Genomic DNA, 19,962 nt, shown 5'->3' with positions numbered 1-19,962 from the left:
GCCCTCGATCAAACCCGCGTGCCGCCCACCGTCATCTGATTCATGCGCAGATGCGGCTGGCCGACGCCGACCGGTACGCCCTGTCCGGCCTTGCCGCACATGCCGATGCCGGTATCGAGCCTCATGTCGTTGCCGACCATCGAAACGCGGTGCATGGCGTCCGGCCCGTTGCCGATCAGCATGGCGCCCTTGATAGGCTGCGTCACCTTGCCGTTCTCGATCATGTAGGCCTCGGTGCAACCGAACACGAACTTGCCCGAGGTGATGTCGACCTGGCCGCCGCCGAAGGAGACGGCATAGATGCCGTTCTTTACCGAGGCGATGATTTCGTCCGGCTCCATGTCGCCCGCCGTCATGTAGGTGTTGGTCATGCGCGGCATCGGTTGGTGCGCATAGCCTTCGCGCCGGCCGTTGCCGGTGGCCTTCATGCCCATCAGCCGGGCGTTCTGGCGGTCCTGCATGTAGCCGACCAGTTTGCCGTCGTCGATCAGCACATTGCGGGCCGAAGGCGTGCCTTCGTCATCGACGGTGAGCGAGCCGCGCCGCTCTGGCATGGTGCCGTCGTCGACGACGCTGACGCCCTTGGCGGCGACCTGCTGACCCAGCAGGCCGGCGAAGGCCGAGGTCTTCTTGCGGTTGAAGTCGCCTTCAAGGCCATGGCCGACAGCCTCGTGCAGCATGACACCCGGCCATCCACTCGACAGCACGATGTCGAAGGTCCCGGCTGGCGCCGGAATGGCCTCGAGGTTGACCAGCGCTTGCCTGAGCGCCTCCTTGGCGGCGTGCTTCCAACTGTCCTCGACGAGAAAGTCGCCGAAGGCCTTGCGTCCGCCCATGCCGTAGGAGCCGCTCTCCTGGCGGTCGCCATTGCCGACGACGACAGAGACGTTGATCCGGACCAGCGGGCGGATATCGCGCACCACCTGGCCGTCGGCGCGCACGATCTCGACATGCTGCCAGGAGGCTGCGAGCGATGCCGAAACCTGGCGAACGCGCGGGTCCTCGGCGCGCAGCCAGGCGTCGATTTCCTGCAGCAGCTTCGCCTTGACCTCGAAGGAAGGCGAGGGGATTGGGTTCTCATCGCCATAGAGATGGCGATTGGTACGGGCGGGGGCTGCGGCAAGCGTGCCGGAATAGCCGCCCTTGACGGTGGACACGGCATCGGCCGCGCGTAGCAGCGAGGCTTCCGAAAGATCGCTGGAATGGGCATAGCCGCTGGCTTCGCCGGCAACGGCACGCAGGCCGAAGCCCTGGTCCGTGTTGAAGTTGGCGGTCTTCAGCCGGCCATTGTCGAACATCAGCGCCTCGCTCTCGCTGTATTCGAGGAACAGCTCGCCGTCGTCCGCGCCATTGATGGTGTCGGCGACGATCTGCTTGATGCGGTCGTCGGAAATGTCAAATTGGCCTATCAGGCTGTTCATGGCGCATCCCTGGAGAAGATTTCTTTTGCCGATGTAGGCGCGACCGGGCGTTTCGGCAATGCGCTGCGGCAAAGCGATGGTGCACGCGCGTCCGTGCAAACATGTCCCTCAGGAAGAGAACTGCTCAGGGCAGGGCGGCGAAACCGTCGGCGAAACCCTTGAGGTCGACCGGAATGCCGATGCCTTCTTCCGGGGTCTGGAAGACGATGAAAGTGGCCGATGTGCCGGTCTTCAACGTGTCGAGCAGTGGCTTTTCGAGAATGACCTCGGCGTAGCAGCCGTCCTGGAAGCAGCGCACGAAATAGGCGCGGCCGATATCCTTGCCGTCGACATTGAGGCCGAGCCCGTTGGGCAGAAGCACGCCGAGCGGTGCCAGCACGCGCAGGATCTCCGCCTTGTTGTCGGCGGTGCGCAGCACGACGACCGACAGCCCCATCTCGGGGCGATCCTCGGCGACGACGTTCTGCATCATCACGCATTGCTCCGAGGTGGCGCCGGCCGGCGTGTCGCAGATGATCGACCAGGCGCCATGCGTCGAGCGAACGGTGCCGCTCGGCTGCGCGGCATTGGCCTGGCTGATGCCGGACAAGCCGATTGCAGACAAGCCGATCACGGACAAGGCGGCGAGAAAGCTGACCTTCGCCAAGGTTCTCGAAAGCCCAAGTCTCGAAAGCCAAGAGTTCATGACGGCTCCATTGCGAATCACGGCACTTTAAGCCGCGCCAAAGCCAAGTAAAGGATGAGACCGCAACCGGTCTGCCCCGAAAAAGCCAACACGGCGCTTTTCCTAGCCAATTTCGCCCGAATTGCGACGTCTGCCACGCAGGGCCCGCAAGAATGTGGCCATTGGCCGAACATACGCGATTCGGGGCCGCCTCTGCTGCCTTCAAGGGCCCATCCCGGCTTGCGCGCAAAAATGCCGCACGGTTTCGTCCGCTCCTTTCTTGCGGAGGGAAAAAGAGTATGGTTTGAACCAGCTTGAGACTGTCGGGATTCCCGTCCCGGCATTGTTCGATATTCTCGCACCGCAACCGCGAGGAACTGGGAGACGATGAGGGCGATGAGAAAATTCCTAGCAAGCGCCAAGTTTCTAGCAAGTGCTGGGGCCGCCGCCACGTTTTTCGCCGGCCCACCCGCCCATGCCGACCAGCCGGTGGCATGGCAGACCACGTTCCAGGCGCCGGCTACCGACATCATGCGGCAGATCGAGTGGTTCGGAAACTACACGATGTGGTTCATCGTCCCGATCACCGTCCTGGTGCTGCTGCTTCTCGCTTATTGCATCGTGAGATTCCGCGCGAGTGCAAACCCGGTCCCATCGAAGACCAGCCACAACACGCTGATCGAGGTGGTCTGGACTGTTGGTCCGGTCGTCGTCCTGCTCTGCCTCGCCATACCCTCGTTCCAGCTTTTGACGGCGCAGTACACGCCTCCGGAAGAAGCCAAGCTGACGGTCAAGGCGACTGGCAACCAGTGGAACTGGGACTACGAGTACCAGACCGGGAACACGCTCTCCTTCAATTCCGCGGTCCTCCAGGACGCGGACCGGGCTGCCGCCGGCAAGGAAGATCGCAAGGTCTATCCTCGCCTGCTTGCCGTCGACAACGAGATGGTTGTGCCGGTCAATACCATGACCCGCGTGCTGGTGACCGCAACCGATGTGATCCACTCCTTCGCCATGCCGTCGTTCGGCATCAAGATGGACGCGGTTCCCGGTCGCACCAACGAGACCTGGTTCAAGGCGGAGAAGGAAGGCCTCTACTACGGTCAGTGCTCGCAGCTCTGCGGCAAGGATCACGCTTTCATGCCGATCGCCATCCGCGTGGTGTCCGACGCGCAATTCAACAGCTGGCTGGAAGCAGCCAAAACCAATCTGCCCGGCGCCAACAAGGCGCTGATGGCTGAGGTCGACGGCCAGAACAAGGTAGCGGTCGCCGGCAACTGACGCCGCGGCCAGAAAAGATCAGGGAACGGAGCGGAACATGGCAGACGCTGCAGCTCACGACGGGCACGACCACAAGCCTTATCACGGCTGGGTCCGCTGGGTTTATTCGACCAACCACAAGGACATCGGGACGCTCTATCTGATCTTCGCGATCTTCGCCGGCATCATCGGCGGCGCCCTGTCCGTGGCTATCCGCATGGAGCTGCAGGAGCCGGGCATCCAGATCTTCAGTGGCCTCGCGCAGATGGTCTACGGCATGAACGGTGATGCCGCGATCGACGGCGGCAAGAGCATGTACAATGCCTTCGCCACCGCGCACGCCCTGATCATGATCTTCTTCATGGTCATGCCGGCGCTGATCGGCGGTTTCGCCAACTGGATGGTTCCGATCATGATTGGCGCGCCCGACATGGCGTTCCCGCGCATGAACAACATTTCCTTCTGGCTGCTGCCACCAGCCTTCATCCTGTTGCTCACCTCGATGTTCGTGCCGAGCGCGCCGGGCGCCTTTGGCGTCGGCGGCGGCTGGACGCTCTATCCGCCGCTTTCGACCTCGGGCCAGCCTGGACCGGCGATGGATTTGGCGATCCTGTCGATCCACATTGCCGGCGCGTCGTCGATCCTCGGCGCCATCAACTTCATCACCACCATCTTCAACATGCGCGCTCCCGGCATGACGCTGCACAAGATGCCGCTGTTTGCGTGGTCGGTGCTGGTCACCGCATTCCTGCTGCTTCTCTCGCTTCCGGTGCTTGCCGGCGGCATCACCATGCTGTTGACCGACCGTAATTTCGGAACGACCTTCTTCGCACCGGACGGCGGCGGCGACCCGATCCTCTTCCAGCACCTGTTCTGGTTCTTCGGTCATCCGGAAGTGTACATCCTGATCCTGCCGGGCTTCGGCATCATCAGCCATATCGTCTCGACCTTCTCCAAAAAGCCGGTGTTCGGCTATCTGGGCATGGCCTACGCCATGGTGGCGATCGGCGCGGTGGGCTTCATCGTCTGGGCGCATCACATGTATACGACCGGCCTGTCGCTCGACACGCAGCGCTATTTCGTCTTCGCCACCATGGTCATCGCGGTGCCGACGGGCGTGAAGATCTTCTCGTGGATCGCCACGATGTGGGGCGGGTCGATTTCGTTCAAGCCGCCGATGCTGTGGGCGCTGGGCTTCATCTTCCTGTTCACGATTGGTGGCGTCACCGGCGTCCAGTTGGCCAATGCCGGCCTCGACCGGTCGTTGCATGACACCTATTTCGTGATCGCGCACTTCCACTACGTGCTGTCCTTGGGTGCGGTCTTCGCCATCTTCGCCGGCTGGTACTACTGGTTCCCGAAGATGACCGGCTACATGTACTCGCCGGTTATCGCCAACACCCACTTCTGGGTCACGTTCGTCGGCGTCAACCTGATCTTCTTCCCGCAGCACTTCCTCGGCCTCGCCGGCATGCCGCGCCGCACCATCGACTATCCGGACGCATTCGCGGGCTGGAACATGGTGTCGTCCTACGGTTCGTATATCTCGGCCGTCGGCGTCGTGATCTTCCTCTACGGTGTGTTCGAAGCCTTCCAGAAGAAGCGGGTGGCCGGCGCCAACCCGTGGGGTGAGGGCGCGACGACACTGGAATGGCAGCTGCCTTCGCCGCCGCCTTTCCACCAGTGGGAGCAGCTGCCGAAGATCAAGTAAGGCGGCAGCCTGCACGGAATCGAAACCGCCGGTCCGCCGGCGGTTTTGGCCAAACGGAATGATGGACTTAAGTACGCATGGCCCTTGTCGACGACTCATTGATTGACGAAGCGGGCTTTCGCATGTCGGAAGCGACGGCAGGCGATTTCTTCGCCCTGCTGAAGCCGCGCGTCATGTCGCTGGTGGTGTTCACCGCCTTTGTCGGCCTGGTCGCCGCACCCGTGACCATCAACCCGCTGCTGGCGGTGATCGCCATCCTGTCGATCGCCATCGGCGCCGGGGCGTCGGGCGCGCTTAACATGTGGTACGACGCCGACATCGATGCGGTGATGACCAGGACCGCGAGCCGTCCGGTCCCGGCCGGTCGCATTCGGCCCGGCGAGGCGCTGAGCTTCGGCCTGGTGCTGTCGGTGCTGTCGGTGATGACGCTGGGCGTTCTGGTCAACTGGCTGTCGGCGACACTGCTGGCCTTCACCATCTTCTTCTACGCCGTCGTCTACACGATGTGGCTGAAGCGCTGGACGCCGCAGAACATCGTCATCGGCGGGGCTGCCGGCGCCATTCCGCCGGTCATTGGCTGGGCAGCGGTGACCGGAACGGTCAGCCTCGAAAGCCTGATCCTGTTCCTGATCATCTTCCTGTGGACGCCGCCGCATTTCTGGGCGCTGGCGCTGTTCAAGTCCGAGGATTACGAACGCGCCGGCATTCCGATGATGCCGAATGTCGCCGGCCAGACTTCAACCCGCCGTCAGATCTTCGCCTACGCGCTGGTGCTGGCTCCGGTTGGCGTGCTGCCATGGCTGCTTGGCTACACCACGCCCGTCTATGGCGTGGCCGCCGTGCTGCTTGGCGCCGGTTTTGTCTGGTACGCGTGGAAAGTACTGGCGATGGCCGACGGCGACCGCGTGATGAAGCCTGCCAAGGCCTTGTTCGCCTATTCGTTGCTTTATCTCTTCGCCATCTTCGCCGCCTATCTTGCCGACAGCGTCGTCGAGCGTGTCCTTGCCATGGGTGGAGCATGACCATGATCGAAGAAAAGCTCGAGCTGGTCACGTTGACCGAGCGTCACAGAAAAGCCAGGCGCAACCGTTCCGTCGCCATCGGCCTAGCTTTGGCCGTGCTGGTCGTCATTTTCTATATCGCGACGATCGTCAAGTTCGGCCACAACCTGGGCACGATGTGATGAGCGTCGAAACGTCCAAAAGACCGGGCAGGAACAACGGCAACGTCATGGTCGCGGCGGTCTGCCTTGCTTTCTTCACCGGCATGATCGGCATGGCCTATGCCGCGGTGCCGCTCTACAAGATGTTCTGCCAGGCTACTGGCTATGGCGGTAAGACGCAACGTGCCGAGAAGCAATATGCAGGCCGCGTGCTCGACCGCGACATCACCGTCCGCTTCGATGCCAACATTGCCGGCGTGCCGTGGCAATTCCAGCCGGTCCAACGGTCTATGACGATGAAGATCGGCGAGACGGTGCAGGCGCAGTACCAGGCCATCAACAAGTTCGATCGCCCCGTTACCGGCCGGGCCACCTTCAATGTGCAGCCGGAACTCGCCGGCCCCTACTTCAACAAGGTCGAGTGCTTCTGCTTCACCGATACGACGCTGAAACCCGGCCAGACGCTGGACATGCCGGTCGTGTTCTATGTGGATCCCGATATCGTGAACGTGCCGGAACTGAAGGACGTGAGGACGATCACCCTGTCCTATACGATGTTCCCGGTCGAGAAGAGCAAGCCGGTTGCATCATCTGTGCCGGTCAAAGGCAGCAGCAAGATAATTTCGAATACCGAAGCAAATCTCGGGGGTTGATATGGCAGACGCGCACGCAAAACCACACCATGACTACCATCTCGTAGATCCGAGCCCATGGCCTTTCCTGGGGTCCGTCGGCGCGTTGGTGACCGCGATCGGTGGCGTCTGCCTGATGCAGTATCTCAAGGCGGGCAACTTCCCGATCTTCGGCTTCAACATCGCCAATCCGTGGCTGTTCTTCATCGGCATGGCGATCGTCCTCTACACCATGTTCGCCTGGTGGTCGGATACGATCAAGGAAGCGCATGAGGGCCATCACACGCGGGTGGTATCGCTCCACCTGCGCTACGGCATGATCATGTTCATTGCCTCGGAGGTGATGTTCTTCGTCGCCTGGTTCTGGGCTTTTTTCGATGCCAGCCTGTTCCCCAGCGAGGTTCAGAATTACGCGCGTACCGCGTTCACCGGTGGTGTCTGGCCGCCGAAGGGCATGGAGGTTCTCGATCCTTTCCACCTGCCGCTCTACAACACCGTCATCCTGCTCCTGTCGGGCACCACGGTTACCTGGGCGCACCACTCGCTCATCCATGGCGATCGCAAGGGGTTGATCAACGGTCTCGTGCTGACCGTTGCCCTCGGCATGCTGTTCACCATGGTGCAGGCCTACGAGTACATGCATGCACCGTTCGCCTTCAAGGATTCCATCTACGGCGCCACCTTCTTCATGGCCACCGGCTTCCATGGTTTCCATGTCATCATCGGCACCATCTTCCTGCTGGTCTGCCTGATCAGGGCGATAAAGGGCGATTTCACCCCCAAGCAGCATTTCGGCTTCGAGGCCGCGGCCTGGTATTGGCATTTCGTCGACGTGGTCTGGCTGTTCCTGTTCGCATCGATCTACGTCTGGGGATCGGTCGGCGCGGTCATCGAAGGCCACTGATACCGGTTCGAGGAAACAAGGAGGCGGCCGCGGCGACGCGGCCGCCTTTTTCTTTTTCAGCGCAATGATCGCCGGTCGATACGATCCATGGCCGGCCAAATGGTTTCGGCTGGTGGGCTGGCTGCTTCAATTGGTCGGCTGGACCGATGGCTGCATTGCGGTTACGGATTCCGAAATGGACGAGAACTGGGCGATGGCGGCCGATGGCACGCCATCGAGATCGAGTGGTAGACAATGAGTGACGACAAGGCGATCTGGCCTCCGGTCGATCCGATTTCGGCTGGCCTGCACGGCCGTTGCCCACGCTGCGGCGAGGGGCGACTGTTTTCCGGCTTCCTCACTGTCGGCAAGCGCTGCGTCAATTGCGGCCTCGATTATTCCTACGCCGATGCCGGTGACGGGCCCGCGGTTTTCGTCATCCTGATCATAGGCTTCCTGATTGTCGGCCTGGCGCTCTGGGTTGAAGTCACGCTGAGCCCACCGCTCTGGCTGCATCTGCTGCTCTGGATCCCACTGGCCATCGTGCTGTGCCTGACGGCGCTCCGGCTGATCAAGGGCGTATTGCTCACCCTGCAATATCGCAACAAGGCGGCCGAGGGCCGGCTGGATCGCGGTGAATGAGCGAGGCGTCGATTAAAGGTGGCGGCCGTTCGCGGCCAAGGACGGCATTGCTGCTAGGCCTCGGCCTGGTGCTGCTGCTGATCCTTGTGGCGCTTGGCACCTGGCAGGTACAGCGACTGCACTGGAAGGAAGGTCTTCTCCAGACCATCGACCAGCGCACCCACTCGGTGCCGCGGCCGCTGGCCGAAGTTGAGAAAGAGCTCGCCTCCACCGGGGACGTCGACTATACGCCGGTGACCGTCACCGGTACCTTCCTGCACTCAGGCGAACGGCATTTCTATGCAACGTGGGAAGGTGAAGCCGGCTTCAACGTCTACACACCGCTCGCGCTCGGCGATGGCCGCTTCATCCTGATCAATCGCGGCTTCGTGCCTTACGACCTGAAAGATGCCGCCAAGCGCTCGCAAGGGCAGGTGGCGGGGAAGGTGACGATATCAGGGCTAGCCCGCAATCCGCTGCCGGCAAAGCCGTCGATGATGCTTCCCGACAATGACGTGGCGAAGAATATCTTCTACTGGAAGGACCGCGACGCGATGGCGGCGAGCGCCGGGCTGCCGGCGGGCGCCACGCTGGTGCCGATCTTCATCGACGCCGACAAGGCGCCCAATCCAGGCGGGCTGCCGGTCGGCGGCGTCACCATCATCGACCTGCCGAACAGCCATTTGCAATATGCGGTGACCTGGTACGGGCTTGCCGCGGCACTCGCCGCTGTGCTCATCCTGCGGCTTCGCCGACCCGTGAAAGAGGAATGAACGCGACCGACGCCCCCCTTTCTACCGACGCCCTTGACAGGGCGGGGGTGCGCACCTCATTTCGGCTCTGATCAACCGGCCAGGATTTGATGCTTCAGACAACCACCAAGCCTCCTCTGACGATACGGCTTTGCCAGCCGCGTGGTTTCTGCGCCGGCGTCGACCGTGCCATCCAGATCGTCGTGTTGGCGTTGAAGAAATATGGTGCGCCGGTCTATGTCCGCCACGAGATCGTGCACAACCGCTACGTCGTTGAGGGGCTGCAAAGCCTTGGCGCGGTCTTCATCGAAGAGCTCTCCGAGATTCCGGCGGAACATCGCCAGAGCCCGGTCGTGTTCTCGGCGCATGGCGTGCCGAAATCGGTGCCGGCCGATGCCCAGGCACGCAACCTCTTCTATCTCGACGCCACTTGCCCGCTGGTGTCGAAGGTCCACAAGCAGGCGATGCGCCACCAGCGGCTTGGCCGTCATGTGCTGCTTATCGGTCATGCCGGACACCCCGAGGTGATCGGCACCATGGGTCAGCTGCCCGAGGGAGCGGTGACGCTGGTCGAGACCGAAGCCGACGCCGCGAAGCTTGCGCCCGCCGATCCGCGGGCGCTCGGCTTCGTTACCCAGACCACCCTGTCGGTAGAGGACACCGCCGGCATCATCCGCGCCTTGCGGGACCGCTTTCCAGACCTGCATGCCCCGGCCGCGGAATCGATCTGCTATGCCACCACCAACCGCCAGGAAGCGGTCAAGGAGACCGCTGCCGGCGCCGATCTCTACCTGATCGTCGGAGCGCCCAATTCATCCAATTCGCGGCGTCTTGTCGAAGTGGCGGAGCGAGCCGGCGCCTCGATGTCGCTTCTCGTGCAGCGCGCCGCCGAGATTCCGTGGAATGACATCGCCGGCATCTCGACGCTCGGCCTGTCGGCCGGTGCGTCGGCGCCCGAAATCATCGTCGACGAGATCATCGACGCGTTCCGCCAGCGCTTTGATGTCACGATCGACCTGGCCATCACGGCCACGGAAACGGAGGATTTTCCGGTCATGCGGGTATTGCGCGACGTCGAACTGACGCGGGCCGACATGGCCTTCGTCAATGGAGCCGCGTAAAGCGCATGGCGGTCTATACCGATGTTGCGGAAGGCGAACTCGGCGCATTCCTGAAGCGCTATCCGGTCGGCGATCTCCTGTCCTACAAGGGCATCGCCGAAGGCACCGAGAACTCGAACTTCCTGCTGCACACCTCAAGCGGCTCCTACATCCTGACGCTCTATGAAAAGCGCGTCGAGAAGGCGGATTTGCCGTTTTTCCTAGGCCTGATGGGTCATCTCGCCAAAAAAGGGGTGTCCTGTCCGCTGCCCGTGACCGCGCATGATGGCAGCGTCATCGGCACGCTCGCCGGCCGGCCAGCCGTCATCATCACCTTCCTCGAAGGGCTTTCGCTGCGGCGGCCGACATCAGCGCATTGCGCCGAGGTCGGCAAGGCGCTGGCGGCCCTGCATCTGGCCGGCGCCGATTTCCCGATGACCCGTCCAAATGCGCTCGCAATCGACGGCTGGCGCAAGCTTTGGAATGCGTCCCACGAACGGGCTGACGAGGTTGAGCCAGGCCTGGCGGCCGAGGTCGACGCCGACTTCGCCGATTTCGAGCGGAACTGGCCGAAGAACCTGCCCAAGGGCATCATCCATGCCGATCTTTTCCCGGACAACGTCTTTTTTCTCGGCGAAAAACTCTCCGGCCTCATCGACTTCTATTTCGCCTGCAACGACCTCTACGCCTACGATGTCGCCACCTGCCTCAACGCCTGGTGCTTCGAGAAGGATTTTTCCTTCAACCTGACCAAGGGCAGGGCGTTGCTTGCCAGCTATCAGAGCGTGCGTCCCTTGAGCGACCCGGAGAAGGCCGCGCTGCCGATACTGGCGCGCGGCTCGGCATTGCGTTTCATGCTGACCCGGCTCTACGACTGGCTGACCGTTCCCGACGGCGGGCTGGTGATGAAACGCGACCCGACCGAATATATCCGCAGGATGCGGTTCCATCGGGCGATCAGATCTCCTTCGGAATATGGATTGGCATGAGCAAACAGGTTGAGATCTTCACCGACGGCGCCTGTTCGGGCAATCCCGGCCCCGGCGGCTGGGGCGCGATCCTGCGCTTCAACGGCACCACCAAGGAGCTTTCCGGCGGCGAGGCCGAGACGACCAACAACCGCATGGAACTTCTCGCCGCCATCTCAGCGCTGAATGCGCTGAAAGAGCCTTGCACCGTAGACCTTCATACCGACAGCAAATATGTCATGGACGGCATTTCCAAGTGGATCCACGGCTGGAAGAAGAACGGCTGGAAAACCGCCGACAAGAAGCCGGTCAAGAACGGTGAGCTGTGGCAGGCGCTCGATGAAGCCAACCGGCGCCACAAGGTTACCTGGACCTGGGTCAAGGGTCATGCCGGTCATACCGAGAACGAGCGCGCCGACGAACTCGCGCGCGAAGGCATGGCGCCGTTCAAGAAAGGCCCGGTCAGACCTGCGGCGGCGCCGAAGCCTGCCGAGCAGTCAAAGCGACCGACGGTGGCAAAGGCGCGGCGCTCGACACAGAGCTATTGAGCGAATCGTAAGCGCTCATTTCCATGCGCGTTGACGCGGCCCGTTTGACGGGGTCGCTGTCAGACGGCTGCATCGGATCATGCAGCGGCGGTTTTGGCGAAGTTGAAGGGCAGCAGGTCGGTGATGTCGGCGTCTGTGGCGCGCTGCGGCAATTCGCTGAGGACGTGGCGCAAGTAGGCCAAGGGCTCGACGCCACAGGCGCGGCAGGTCAGCATCAGGCTGTATATGACGGCGCTGGCCCTGGCTCCATCCACGGTATCGCTGAACAGCCAGGATTTTCTGCCGGTGGCAAAGATTCTGATATCGCGTTCGAGGAGGTTGTTGTCGATCGGCATCCTGCCGTCTTCTGTGTATCGCGTCAGGTACTCCCACTGGTTCAGAGTGTAGGACACGGCGTCGCCGATCTTGCTATCGGGCAAGACCTTCGGCGCGATGTCGTCGAGCCATATCTTGAGAGCATTGAGGATGGGAACGCTGTGTTGCTGGCGAAAGCGGCGAATGCAATCGGCTTGTGTTTCGCCCTTGTCCGGCTTTTCGTTCCGCGCTTGGCCTTCAACCCGGTAGAGCTGCTCGAAGAACTTGAGCGCCTGCTCCGGCGGACCGCCCCCCTTCTTTCTTGCCTTGAGGGCATCGACGAAGCGACGTCTGGAATGGGCCATGCATCCCACATGGGTGGCCCCTGCCAGCGTGCGCCATGCGGTATAGCCATCGCTCATCAGTATGCCGCGGTAATCGCCGAGGAAGGCCTGCGGATAAATCTGGCCGCGACCCGGTTGATAATCGAGCAGCACGATCGGCTCGTTACTCTCTTCGCCGCTCCGGTATGCCCACATAAATGATGTGCTGGTGGCCTCCCTGTCCTTTTCCTTCAGGACCTGGACGGTGGTCTCGTCGCCATGGATGAGTGCTTGAGACCTGAGCCGCAGCTTCAGTGCGTCATAGATGCGGGAGAGATGCTTCTCGCTCGATCCGATCACCCAATGCCCCAGAGCGCCGCGGCTGACGGGCACGCCGGCTCGCTCGAATGCCTGGCTCAAGCGGTAGAGCGGCGTGCCGTCGACGTACTTGTGAACAAGAGCAAATGCCAGTGTCGAGGCCGTGGCGATGCTGCCCGGCAAGGGCTGCGCGGGCATCGGCGCGATCACGACCGGCGTATTGATGCCGGTGCGGTCGCAATGGCGGCAGGCATACTTGAAGCGCACATTCTGCAGGACCTTCGCCTTCACCTCGATATGAAGCTGCTCGGTAATGGCCTCGCCCATGTGGTGCATCCGGTGACGACAGCAAGGACAGGCCTTCTGATCTTCGGGAAGGTCATACTCGACGCGCTCGCGCGGCAGGTGTTCCGGCAGGGCCTTGCGGCCACGCTTCTTTGCCTCCGGCTTTTCGGTGGACGGAAAGCCGGTGTCCGGCAGGTCGATGACATTGCCATCTTCGCTGCCCGCGTCGTCTTCATCGGCAACCTGTTCGGCTTCATTGAAGAGGCGATCAACGTGCTTTTCGCTCTTGGGCGCAAAACGATGTGAGCGCGCCAGCGCCAACTCTTCCTCGAGCTTAACCACGCGTTCTGCGAGCTGACGGTTCTCCGCCTGCAGCACAGCAATGCGCGCCATCAACTCCTCAACAGTCGGTTCGCCAGGTCGATTCATCGTAGTTTTGAATCTGAACCGCACCGACGCGTCAACCGCACAATTCGGGAGCCGTCAGCCCGCAACCTGATATTGCCGCACCGGATGGCGCACCATTGCATCGATGTCGATGCCGTCGAGAATCCAATGGAGCTGCTCGGTCGTCAGCGTAACCACCGCCGTCTCCCGGCGTGGCCATCGGAACCTGTCTTCGGTCAGCCGCTTCAGAACCAGCACGAAGCCGGACCGGTCGAAGAACAAGAGTTTCATCCGGTCGCGGCGGCGATTGCAAAATGCAAAGACCGCAGGCGCAAATGGGTCAAGCTCCATCACCTCCTGAACCAGGACCGCAAGGCTGTTGATGCCGGCCCTAAAATCGATCGGCTCGCGGTGCAGGTAGACGTTGAGATCAGCGCCCAGTCTGAACATGGCCCAGAGCTCCAATGATCGCCGTCAACGCGTCTACATCACCGCATTCCAGCACCAGCTTCACGCCGTTCGGCAAAGACGCGCTCACCTTGGCTGGGAGTGGCGATGAGCCCATGCTTTCCGACTTCGACAGCCGCTCTTCACCACGCGCAGCAGGCCTGTCCACCGAATTGCTCTGCATAGGCAGGCTGTGGTCCCGCAGCGGTGACTTGAACTGGAATGAACGCAGACGGTGCAGGTGGCGGCAAAGCACCGGCGTCTTTGGTCGTCTTTATCCATTTCCGAAGAAGGTTGGCATTGATCCCATGTTCAAGCGCAAGTCGCGATACCGACACGCCAGGCTCAAGGCAGGCCGCAACTAGCCGCTCTTTCGACGCCGGGTCGTACCGCCGGCGGCCGTTGCGCAAAATCCGCCTCACCAGCAGTTTCTGTTCATCGTCCTCAATCACTTGGTGTCCACCTCCGTTAAGTGGACACTTCATGCCAAAACACGCTCAATGGAAAAAGGTGCGGAGAAATTCGCGCTTACAGCGAATCCGTCTGCTTTTAGCGGATCAGCAGCGCCGTGCCGTAAAGCCCGAGCGCGAACACGGTGTGCGAAACGAGGTTGAGCGCCCGGATCTGCATGGGATTGGGCCGATTTGAGGCCGCCCACCCAGCGCCCATGCCCGGCGCCAACAGGAACCAGCCGGCGCCGACGGTGACGATGCCGAGGATGAAGGCCGGCAGGAATGTCGGCGCCGCCAGCCATGCCGCTCCCGCCAATGCCACCAGGATGATGCCGTAGACGATGCCGACAAAATAGTGAAAGGCCCAGCCAAGCGCTGTCTCATGCGCGTAGGGCGCGGCATCGCCAATATCGTCGTGAAAGACCTTGTCGCGGAGATGCCAGACCCAGCGCCCGACCGGCCCCCAGTTCGGCCACGGCTGGCCGAACGCCTTGCTGAGGAAGATCGCCCAGAGATCCATCAGAACCGTGGCACCGATGCCGATCGCGACTGTACGCCATAAGATGTCAAACATCGCTGCGGTCCCCTAAAATCATGCAGTTCTGGAAACATAAGCGCGGCCGTCGGGCGAGGGTGACCGTTGCGATCCAGGCCCGGCGTTTTCGCTGAGGTTCAGAGCTGTCCGAGAATATGAGCCGCGCCGCTTTCGTCGACGCCGGGTTTGGTCTCGACATTGAGTGCCGTCACCTTGCCGTCCTCGACGATCATCGAAAAGCGCTTCGAGCGCAGCCCCATGCCGCCTGCGGAAAGGTCGTTGTCGAGGCCGACCGCCTTGGCGAAATCACCACTGCCGTCGGCGAGATAGAGGATCTTGCCCTCACCGCCGGTGAAGCGCGCCCAGGCGCCCATGACGTGGACGTCGTTGACCGAAACGACAGCGATCGTATCGACGCCGCGCGCCAGGATGGCGTCATGGTTTTCGAGATAGCCGGGCAGGTGGTTGTTGCTGCAGGTCGGCGTGAAGGCGCCGGGGACGCCGAACAGCACGACCTTCTTGCCGGAGAAGATCTCGTCCGAAGTGATCGCCTTCGCGCCGTCGGCGGTCATCGTCTTGAAGGTCACCTCGGGCAGCTTGTCGCCAACGGAAATGGTCATGAGTTCCTCGCTTGGGGAATGGGGAAGGATGTTTGCTTGCGTAGCGAACTCAGCGACTTCCTGCAATCGTTTGAGCAGGCTGGATCAAGGGAAAGGCAGAAGCCCTTCGACCGCCCCGGCCGAACTCGTCAGCGTGTAATGAAGTCCGCCATCCGTGGGCGTCGTCGAAGGACGGTCGAGGATCGGCACGGTGAAAATCAGCTTGCCGTCCTTTTCGCTGCGGACAGGAGAGCCAAACATGTAATCCCGCTCGCCGGCAACAAAGAAATCCGCTGCTTGCGGATCGCCGGGGAAGCTCGCCTCGACAATCAGCGTTTCGTGGTCGCCGGGCAGAACGTTGATGCCGAAATCCGGCCTTGCGGGCGTCGGCAGTGCAGTGAAACCCGCTTTCACCAGCGCCGCGTCGTCGGCATTGTCCGGGTCTGAGGCGGGGTCGACAGTCAGCCGCGTCTGCACTGGGATGCAGATCGTTTCACAAATGCCGAGAAAGATGTCGGCGTCGATGACGGCTGGATCCTTCGCCACCGACAGCGTGAACACCACCGGCAGCGAAACCGGATAGTCGTAGCCCGCCCATTTGCCATAGCCGTCGTCGTGACGCTGCGGTGCCGGGAAGGAAAGTCTGGCCTCGGCGATGTTGGTGCTGGCTGAAATGTCGAGCTGTGGCGGCACGCCCGCGTCGCCCGGGTCGCGCCAGTAGGTCTTCCAGCCGGGTTTGAGCGCTATGTCAAGAACGCCCTGGATGCGACCGGCGTCATCGGGTTTGCCGCTCGTCACCAGCCGCACCTTGCCGCCTTCGCTGTTGTACCACGTCGACGAGGAGGCAGCGGCGGGAAGAGCAGTTGCCGATCCGATCGCGGCGCCGAGCAGCAGGATTTTCAAGCTTTGCATGGCGGTGATTTGATCGTCCGTTCGTGGCCGCGCAATGTTTTCATGGTGTCGCCGATATCATATTTGCGTGACCTCGAGCGGAAGAATGCGCGAGCCGGCGGCATGGGCTTTGGTCGAATCCCGCACGGCGCATCTTTTCGGCGCTTTGGAAACGCGTTACCCTCTCGCCATGGACTTGCTGCGCCACAAGAAGACAGCCGCCAGCCGCGGCTTTCTCGATGACCAGTTCCTGATTGCCATGCCTGGCATGAAGGACGACCGTTTCACGCGCTCGGTCATCTATATCTGCGCGCACAGCGATGAAGGCGCCATGGGCCTGATCATCAACCAGACACAGCAGATGCTGTTTCCGGACCTGCTCGTGCAACTGGGCATCATGAACGAGCAGGAGGCGATCCGCCTGCCGGCGCAGGCTCGCGATTTCGTCGTGCGCAATGGTGGGCCCGTCGACCGCAGCCGGGGCTTCGTCCTGCATTCGGGCGACTATCGGGTGGAATCGTCGCTGACCGTTTCGGACGACATCTGCCTGACCGCCACGGTCGATATATTGCGTGCCATATCGTCTGGCCGTGGCCCCCGTCACGCGCTGATGGCGCTCGGCTATTCGGGCTGGGGCGCCGGCCAGCTGGAGACCGAGATCGCCGAAAATGGCTGGCTGACCTGCCCGGCCAACGCCGAGCTTCTGTTCGACACCGACATCGAGCGCAAATACGACCGGATACTTGCCTCGATCGGCATCGATCTGGCCCATCTCAGCCTCGCCGCCGGGCACGCCTGAACCCAGGCAAGCCTTTGATCTCAGGCTTGCGTCAGGGGATACTGCTCCTTGAGCGTCTTCAGCACCTGGTCGCCCGGCATCGGCGCGCCGAACATGAAGCTCTGCACATATTCACAACCCATCTGGCGCAGCTCCAGCGCGTCGCTTTCGTCCGAAATGCCCTCGGCGACCACCGACAGGCCAAGCTCATGCGCCATGTTGACCATGGATTTGAGCAACACCGCGCGTTTGGGCGTGTTGTCGTCGACGAAGCTCTTGTCGATCTTGATGGTGTCGAAGGGGAAGCGGGTCAGATAGGCCAGTGAGGAATAGCCGGTGCCGAAATCGTCCAGCGACAGGCCGATGCCGAGCTGCTTCAGCTTGGTCAGCACATGGGCGGTCTGCTCGGGATTGTCCATCACCAGCGATTCAGTGAGTTCGAGCCGGAAGCAGCGCGGCTTCAGATTGGCCCGCGCGATGACGGAACGGACGTCGCTGACCAGGTCGCGGCGGATGAGCTGGCGGCTCGACAGGTTGACCGAAACCGACAGCGGCGCGTCGCCGATCTGCTTTTGCCATCCGGCAAGGTCCTCGGCCGCCTGCTGCATGGCGAACAAGCCGAGCTGCACGATGAGCCCGCAGCTTTCGGCGACCGGGATGAAATCGGCCGGCGGGATCATGCCGCGGCGCGGATGATCCCAGCGCAGCAAGGCTTCGAAGCCGGCGACGCTGCCATCCTCCAGCCGCACGATCGGCTGGTAGGCAAGCGTGAATTCGCGTCGTTCGATGGCGCGCCGCAGGTCGGATTCGAACTGCAGCCGATCGGTGCCGACGGTGCGGAAGGCCGGCCGGAACGGCTCGATCCTGTCGCCGCCGAAGCGCTTGGCCTGATGCATGGCGAGCTCGGCATCCTTGACCATGTCTTCCGCCGACATCTGCGGCGAGTTCCAGGTGATCAAGCCGATCGACGCGGTCAGCACGATCTCGCGCTTGGCGAAGGTGATCGGGTTGTTGATGGCATGCTTGATGGCGTCGGCGACAGCAGCGATGCGGGCCGGGTCCTGTTCGGAAAGCAGCATCAGCGCGAACTGGTCGCCGGCAAAGCGCGACAGCGAATCCTTCGGTTTGAGCAGCCGGTGCAGGCGACGCGCAATGGTCAGCAGGATGGTGTCGCCGGCCGAGATGCCGAGCCCGTCATTGACCTGCTTGAAACGGTCGATGTCGATGACGAAGACGGTGGGGCGCACTTTCTCCTCGGTGCGCGCGATCGAGATGATCGCTTCCAGCCGGTTCATCAGGAGTTCGCGGTTCGGCAGGCCGGTCAGGTTGTCGTGCACGGCGTCGTGCAGCAGCCGTTCCTCGGACTTCTTCTGCTCGGTGACGTCGACCATGGTGCCGACGCAGCGGATGACCTCGCCGTCGGATCCGATGACCGGCCGCGCGCGCAGCGAAAACCAGTGATAGTGGCCGTCGGCGCCGCGCAGGCGGAAGTTCTGCGACACCCGGCCGCGCCGATGTTCCAGCACCACGTCGAGCGTCGTGCGGAAAGTATCGCGGTCATCGGCATGCAGCACCGGCAGCCAGTTGCGCGCGGCGCCCCCCAGGCTGTTGGGCGCCAGGCCAAGCTGGATGCTGACATCGGGTTTGGTGACGACGCGGTCGCGCAGCACGTCCCAGTCCCACACCGTGTCGCCCGATCCGGCGACGGCCAGCGCCTGTCGTTCGAGATCGGAGAACAGGCCTTGATGCAGCGCGCCGCCGGCAAAGGCATGCTGCATGACGGTGAAGCCGATCAAGAGGATGATAAGGATCAGGCCGCCGCCAAGCGCCGGCTGGGCGATATCGTTGTCGAGCATGCCGGTGATCGCCATCCACGATCCGCATAGCCACAGCAGCACCATGACCCAACTGGGCACCAGCATGATGGCGCGATCATAGCCGCGTATGCCGAGGAAGATGATCAGGCCGAGCCCGGTCAGCGCGGTGGCGGCAAACGAGATGCGGGCGATGCCGGCGGCGACCGCCGGATCGACGATGGCCACACCCGCGATCAGCACCAGGCCGAGGATCCAGACCAGCGCTCCATAGCTGAAATGGCCGTGCCAGCGGTTGAGGTTGAGATAGGCGAACAGGAACACCACGAAGGTTCCCGCCAGCGCCACCTCCGTTCCCGCTCGCCACATCTGCTCATTGCCAGGCGAAATCTCTATGATCTTGTTGAGGAAGCCGAAATCGACGCAGATATAGGCGAGCACCGCCCAGGCAAGCGCCGCGGTCGCTGGGAACATCGACGTCCCCTTGACCACGAAAAGGATAGTCAGGAATAGCGCCAGCAGGCCTGCGATGCCGATGACGATGCCACGGAACAGCGTGTAGGAATTGACCGAGTCCTTGTAGGATTCCGGATCCCACAGATAGACCTGCGGCAGCTTCGGCGAGGCCAGTTCGGCGATGAAGGTGATCACCGTGCCGGGGTTCAGCGTCACCCGGAACACGTCGGCGTCGGGGCTGGTCTGGCGATCAAGCGCGAAGCCTTCGCTCGGCGTGATGGCGGCGATGCGGGTCGAGCCGAGATCCGGCCAGAAGATGCCGGAATTCACCAGGCGGAAATGCGGCGCGACGATCAGCCTGTCGAGCTGCTGGTCGGTGGTGTTGGCAAGCGCGAACACCGCCCAGTCGCCGGTCGAGCGGGCGTCATTGGCCTCGACCTCGATGCGCCGCACGATGCCATCCGGTCCGGGAGCGGTCGATACCTGGAAATTCTCGCCCTGGTTCCGGTAGATCTCGACGGCGCCCGACAGGTCGAGCGCGACGTCGTCGCGGGCAATCTTGATCGGCTCGACGGCGAAAGCCGACGATGCCGCGCACAACGCCAGGATTGTCGCGAGGACAAAGGCGAACAGCGGCCCGTTTCGCAGGAAATTCGTCAAA

Annotated in this window: 20 protein-coding genes and 2 pseudogenes; 13 read left to right on the top strand and 9 right to left on the bottom strand. The window is 62.3% G+C overall.

The window, feature by feature from the left end; genetic code table 11:
- Positions 1–8: 8 nt before the first annotated feature.
- Both tldD and AC56QQ_RS24465 read right to left on the bottom strand, forming a co-directional pair.
- Positions 9–1,421 (bottom strand): metalloprotease TldD, encoded by a 1,413-nt coding sequence (tldD, locus tag AC56QQ_RS24470; protein ID WP_497123685.1) that lies wholly within the window; start codon positions 1,419–1,421, stop codon positions 9–11.
- A gap of 124 nt (positions 1,422–1,545) precedes the next feature.
- On the bottom strand, positions 1,546–2,106 hold the full coding sequence (locus AC56QQ_RS24465) for an invasion associated locus B family protein (RefSeq protein WP_497123684.1): 561 nt from the start codon (positions 2,104–2,106) through the stop codon (positions 1,546–1,548).
- 375 nt (positions 2,107–2,481) lie between these two features.
- Here AC56QQ_RS24465 and coxB point away from each other — a divergent pair, with 375 nt between their 5' ends.
- The 12 genes and pseudogenes from coxB to rnhA all read left to right on the top strand — a co-directional run bounded on the left by coxB (position 2,482) and on the right by rnhA (position 11,722).
- Positions 2,482–3,366, top strand: coding sequence for a cytochrome c oxidase subunit II (coxB, locus tag AC56QQ_RS24460; RefSeq protein WP_489860408.1), 885 nt, complete (start codon positions 2,482–2,484; stop codon positions 3,364–3,366).
- A gap of 37 nt (positions 3,367–3,403) precedes the next feature.
- Positions 3,404–5,056, top strand: coding sequence for a cytochrome c oxidase subunit I (gene ctaD, locus AC56QQ_RS24455; RefSeq protein WP_091576372.1), 1,653 nt, complete (start codon positions 3,404–3,406; stop codon positions 5,054–5,056).
- A 77-nt stretch (positions 5,057–5,133) separates the two neighbouring features.
- Positions 5,134–6,078 (top strand): heme o synthase, encoded by a 945-nt coding sequence (locus AC56QQ_RS24450; RefSeq protein WP_497123683.1) that lies wholly within the window; start codon positions 5,134–5,136, stop codon positions 6,076–6,078.
- Entirely contained in the window at positions 6,075–6,239 is a 165-nt protein-coding gene (locus AC56QQ_RS24445; RefSeq protein WP_497123682.1) for a cytochrome c oxidase system small membrane protein, read from the top strand. Before AC56QQ_RS24450 ends, AC56QQ_RS24445 begins: the two co-directional genes overlap by 4 nt.
- The gene (locus AC56QQ_RS24440) at positions 6,239–6,871 is read left to right on the top strand and encodes a cytochrome c oxidase assembly protein (RefSeq protein ID WP_497123681.1); all 633 of its coding nucleotides are present in this window, start codon (positions 6,239–6,241) and stop codon (positions 6,869–6,871) included. Before AC56QQ_RS24445 ends, AC56QQ_RS24440 begins: the two co-directional genes overlap by 1 nt.
- A 1-nt stretch (position 6,872) precedes the next feature.
- Positions 6,873–7,754: a cytochrome c oxidase subunit 3 gene (locus AC56QQ_RS24435; RefSeq protein WP_489860412.1), complete on the top strand. Its 882-nt coding sequence runs from the start codon at positions 6,873–6,875 to the stop codon at positions 7,752–7,754.
- Positions 7,755–7,837: 83 nt separating this feature from the next.
- Positions 7,838–7,992, top strand: a pseudogene (locus tag AC56QQ_RS24430) (L,D-transpeptidase family protein); the annotation flags it as partial.
- The gene (locus AC56QQ_RS24425) at positions 7,989–8,375 is read left to right on the top strand and encodes a DUF983 domain-containing protein (RefSeq protein WP_489860413.1); all 387 of its coding nucleotides are present in this window, start codon (positions 7,989–7,991) and stop codon (positions 8,373–8,375) included. The pseudogene AC56QQ_RS24430 and the gene AC56QQ_RS24425, both read left to right, overlap by 4 nt.
- Positions 8,372–9,127, top strand: a complete 756-nt coding sequence (locus AC56QQ_RS24420) for an SURF1 family protein (protein ID WP_497123680.1) — start codon at positions 8,372–8,374, stop codon at positions 9,125–9,127. The genes AC56QQ_RS24425 and AC56QQ_RS24420 overlap by 4 nt, the downstream gene beginning before the upstream one ends.
- 89 nt (positions 9,128–9,216) lie before the next feature.
- Positions 9,217–10,227: a 4-hydroxy-3-methylbut-2-enyl diphosphate reductase gene (gene ispH / locus AC56QQ_RS24415; RefSeq protein WP_489860415.1), complete on the top strand. Its 1,011-nt coding sequence runs from the start codon at positions 9,217–9,219 to the stop codon at positions 10,225–10,227.
- A 5-nt stretch (positions 10,228–10,232) separates the two neighbouring features.
- Entirely contained in the window at positions 10,233–11,195 is a 963-nt protein-coding gene (locus AC56QQ_RS24410) for a homoserine kinase (protein ID WP_497123679.1), read from the top strand.
- Positions 11,192–11,722 (top strand): ribonuclease HI, encoded by a 531-nt coding sequence (gene rnhA, locus AC56QQ_RS24405; RefSeq protein WP_497123678.1) that lies wholly within the window; start codon positions 11,192–11,194, stop codon positions 11,720–11,722. The genes AC56QQ_RS24410 and rnhA overlap by 4 nt, the downstream gene beginning before the upstream one ends.
- A 77-nt stretch (positions 11,723–11,799) precedes the next feature.
- On the opposite strand, the gene tnpC is transcribed toward rnhA, so the two are convergent.
- From tnpC to AC56QQ_RS24375, 6 genes and pseudogenes are all read right to left on the bottom strand, one after another.
- A complete protein-coding gene (tnpC, locus tag AC56QQ_RS24400) occupies positions 11,800–13,371 on the bottom strand; it encodes an IS66 family transposase (protein WP_497123677.1) in 1,572 nt (523 codons plus the stop codon).
- Positions 13,372–13,425: 54 nt separating this feature from the next.
- The gene (gene tnpB, locus AC56QQ_RS24395; protein ID WP_258580693.1) at positions 13,426–13,779 is read right to left on the bottom strand and encodes an IS66 family insertion sequence element accessory protein TnpB; all 354 of its coding nucleotides are present in this window, start codon (positions 13,777–13,779) and stop codon (positions 13,426–13,428) included.
- Positions 13,760–14,225: pseudogene (gene tnpA, locus AC56QQ_RS24390) on the bottom strand (IS66-like element accessory protein TnpA). Before tnpA ends, tnpB begins: the two are co-directional and overlap by 20 nt.
- Positions 14,226–14,325: 100 nt before the next feature.
- Positions 14,326–14,802 (bottom strand): DUF2938 domain-containing protein, encoded by a 477-nt coding sequence (locus tag AC56QQ_RS24385; RefSeq protein ID WP_497123676.1) that lies wholly within the window; start codon positions 14,800–14,802, stop codon positions 14,326–14,328.
- A 98-nt stretch (positions 14,803–14,900) separates the two neighbouring features.
- Entirely contained in the window at positions 14,901–15,383 is a 483-nt protein-coding gene (locus AC56QQ_RS24380; RefSeq protein ID WP_497123675.1) for a peroxiredoxin, read from the bottom strand.
- 84 nt (positions 15,384–15,467) lie between these two features.
- Positions 15,468–16,274, bottom strand: coding sequence for a protein-disulfide reductase DsbD domain-containing protein (locus tag AC56QQ_RS24375; protein ID WP_497123674.1), 807 nt, complete (start codon positions 16,272–16,274; stop codon positions 15,468–15,470).
- A gap of 169 nt (positions 16,275–16,443) precedes the next feature.
- Between AC56QQ_RS24375 and AC56QQ_RS24370 the strand changes: the two genes are divergently transcribed.
- Entirely contained in the window at positions 16,444–17,052 is a 609-nt protein-coding gene (locus tag AC56QQ_RS24370) for a YqgE/AlgH family protein (protein ID WP_256749819.1), read from the top strand.
- 20 nt (positions 17,053–17,072) lie between these two features.
- Here AC56QQ_RS24370 and AC56QQ_RS24365 read toward each other — a convergent pair whose 3' ends face one another.
- On the bottom strand, positions 17,073–19,961 hold the full coding sequence (locus AC56QQ_RS24365) for an EAL domain-containing protein (RefSeq protein WP_489860421.1): 2,889 nt from the start codon (positions 19,959–19,961) through the stop codon (positions 17,073–17,075).
- Between the last annotated feature and the right edge of the window lies 1 nt (position 19,962).

Source organism: Mesorhizobium sp. RCAM 05099 (genome assembly GCF_059683685.1).
The sequence above is the reverse complement of the archived record's forward strand: the minus strand, read 5'-3'. Positions and strand labels throughout refer to the sequence as shown.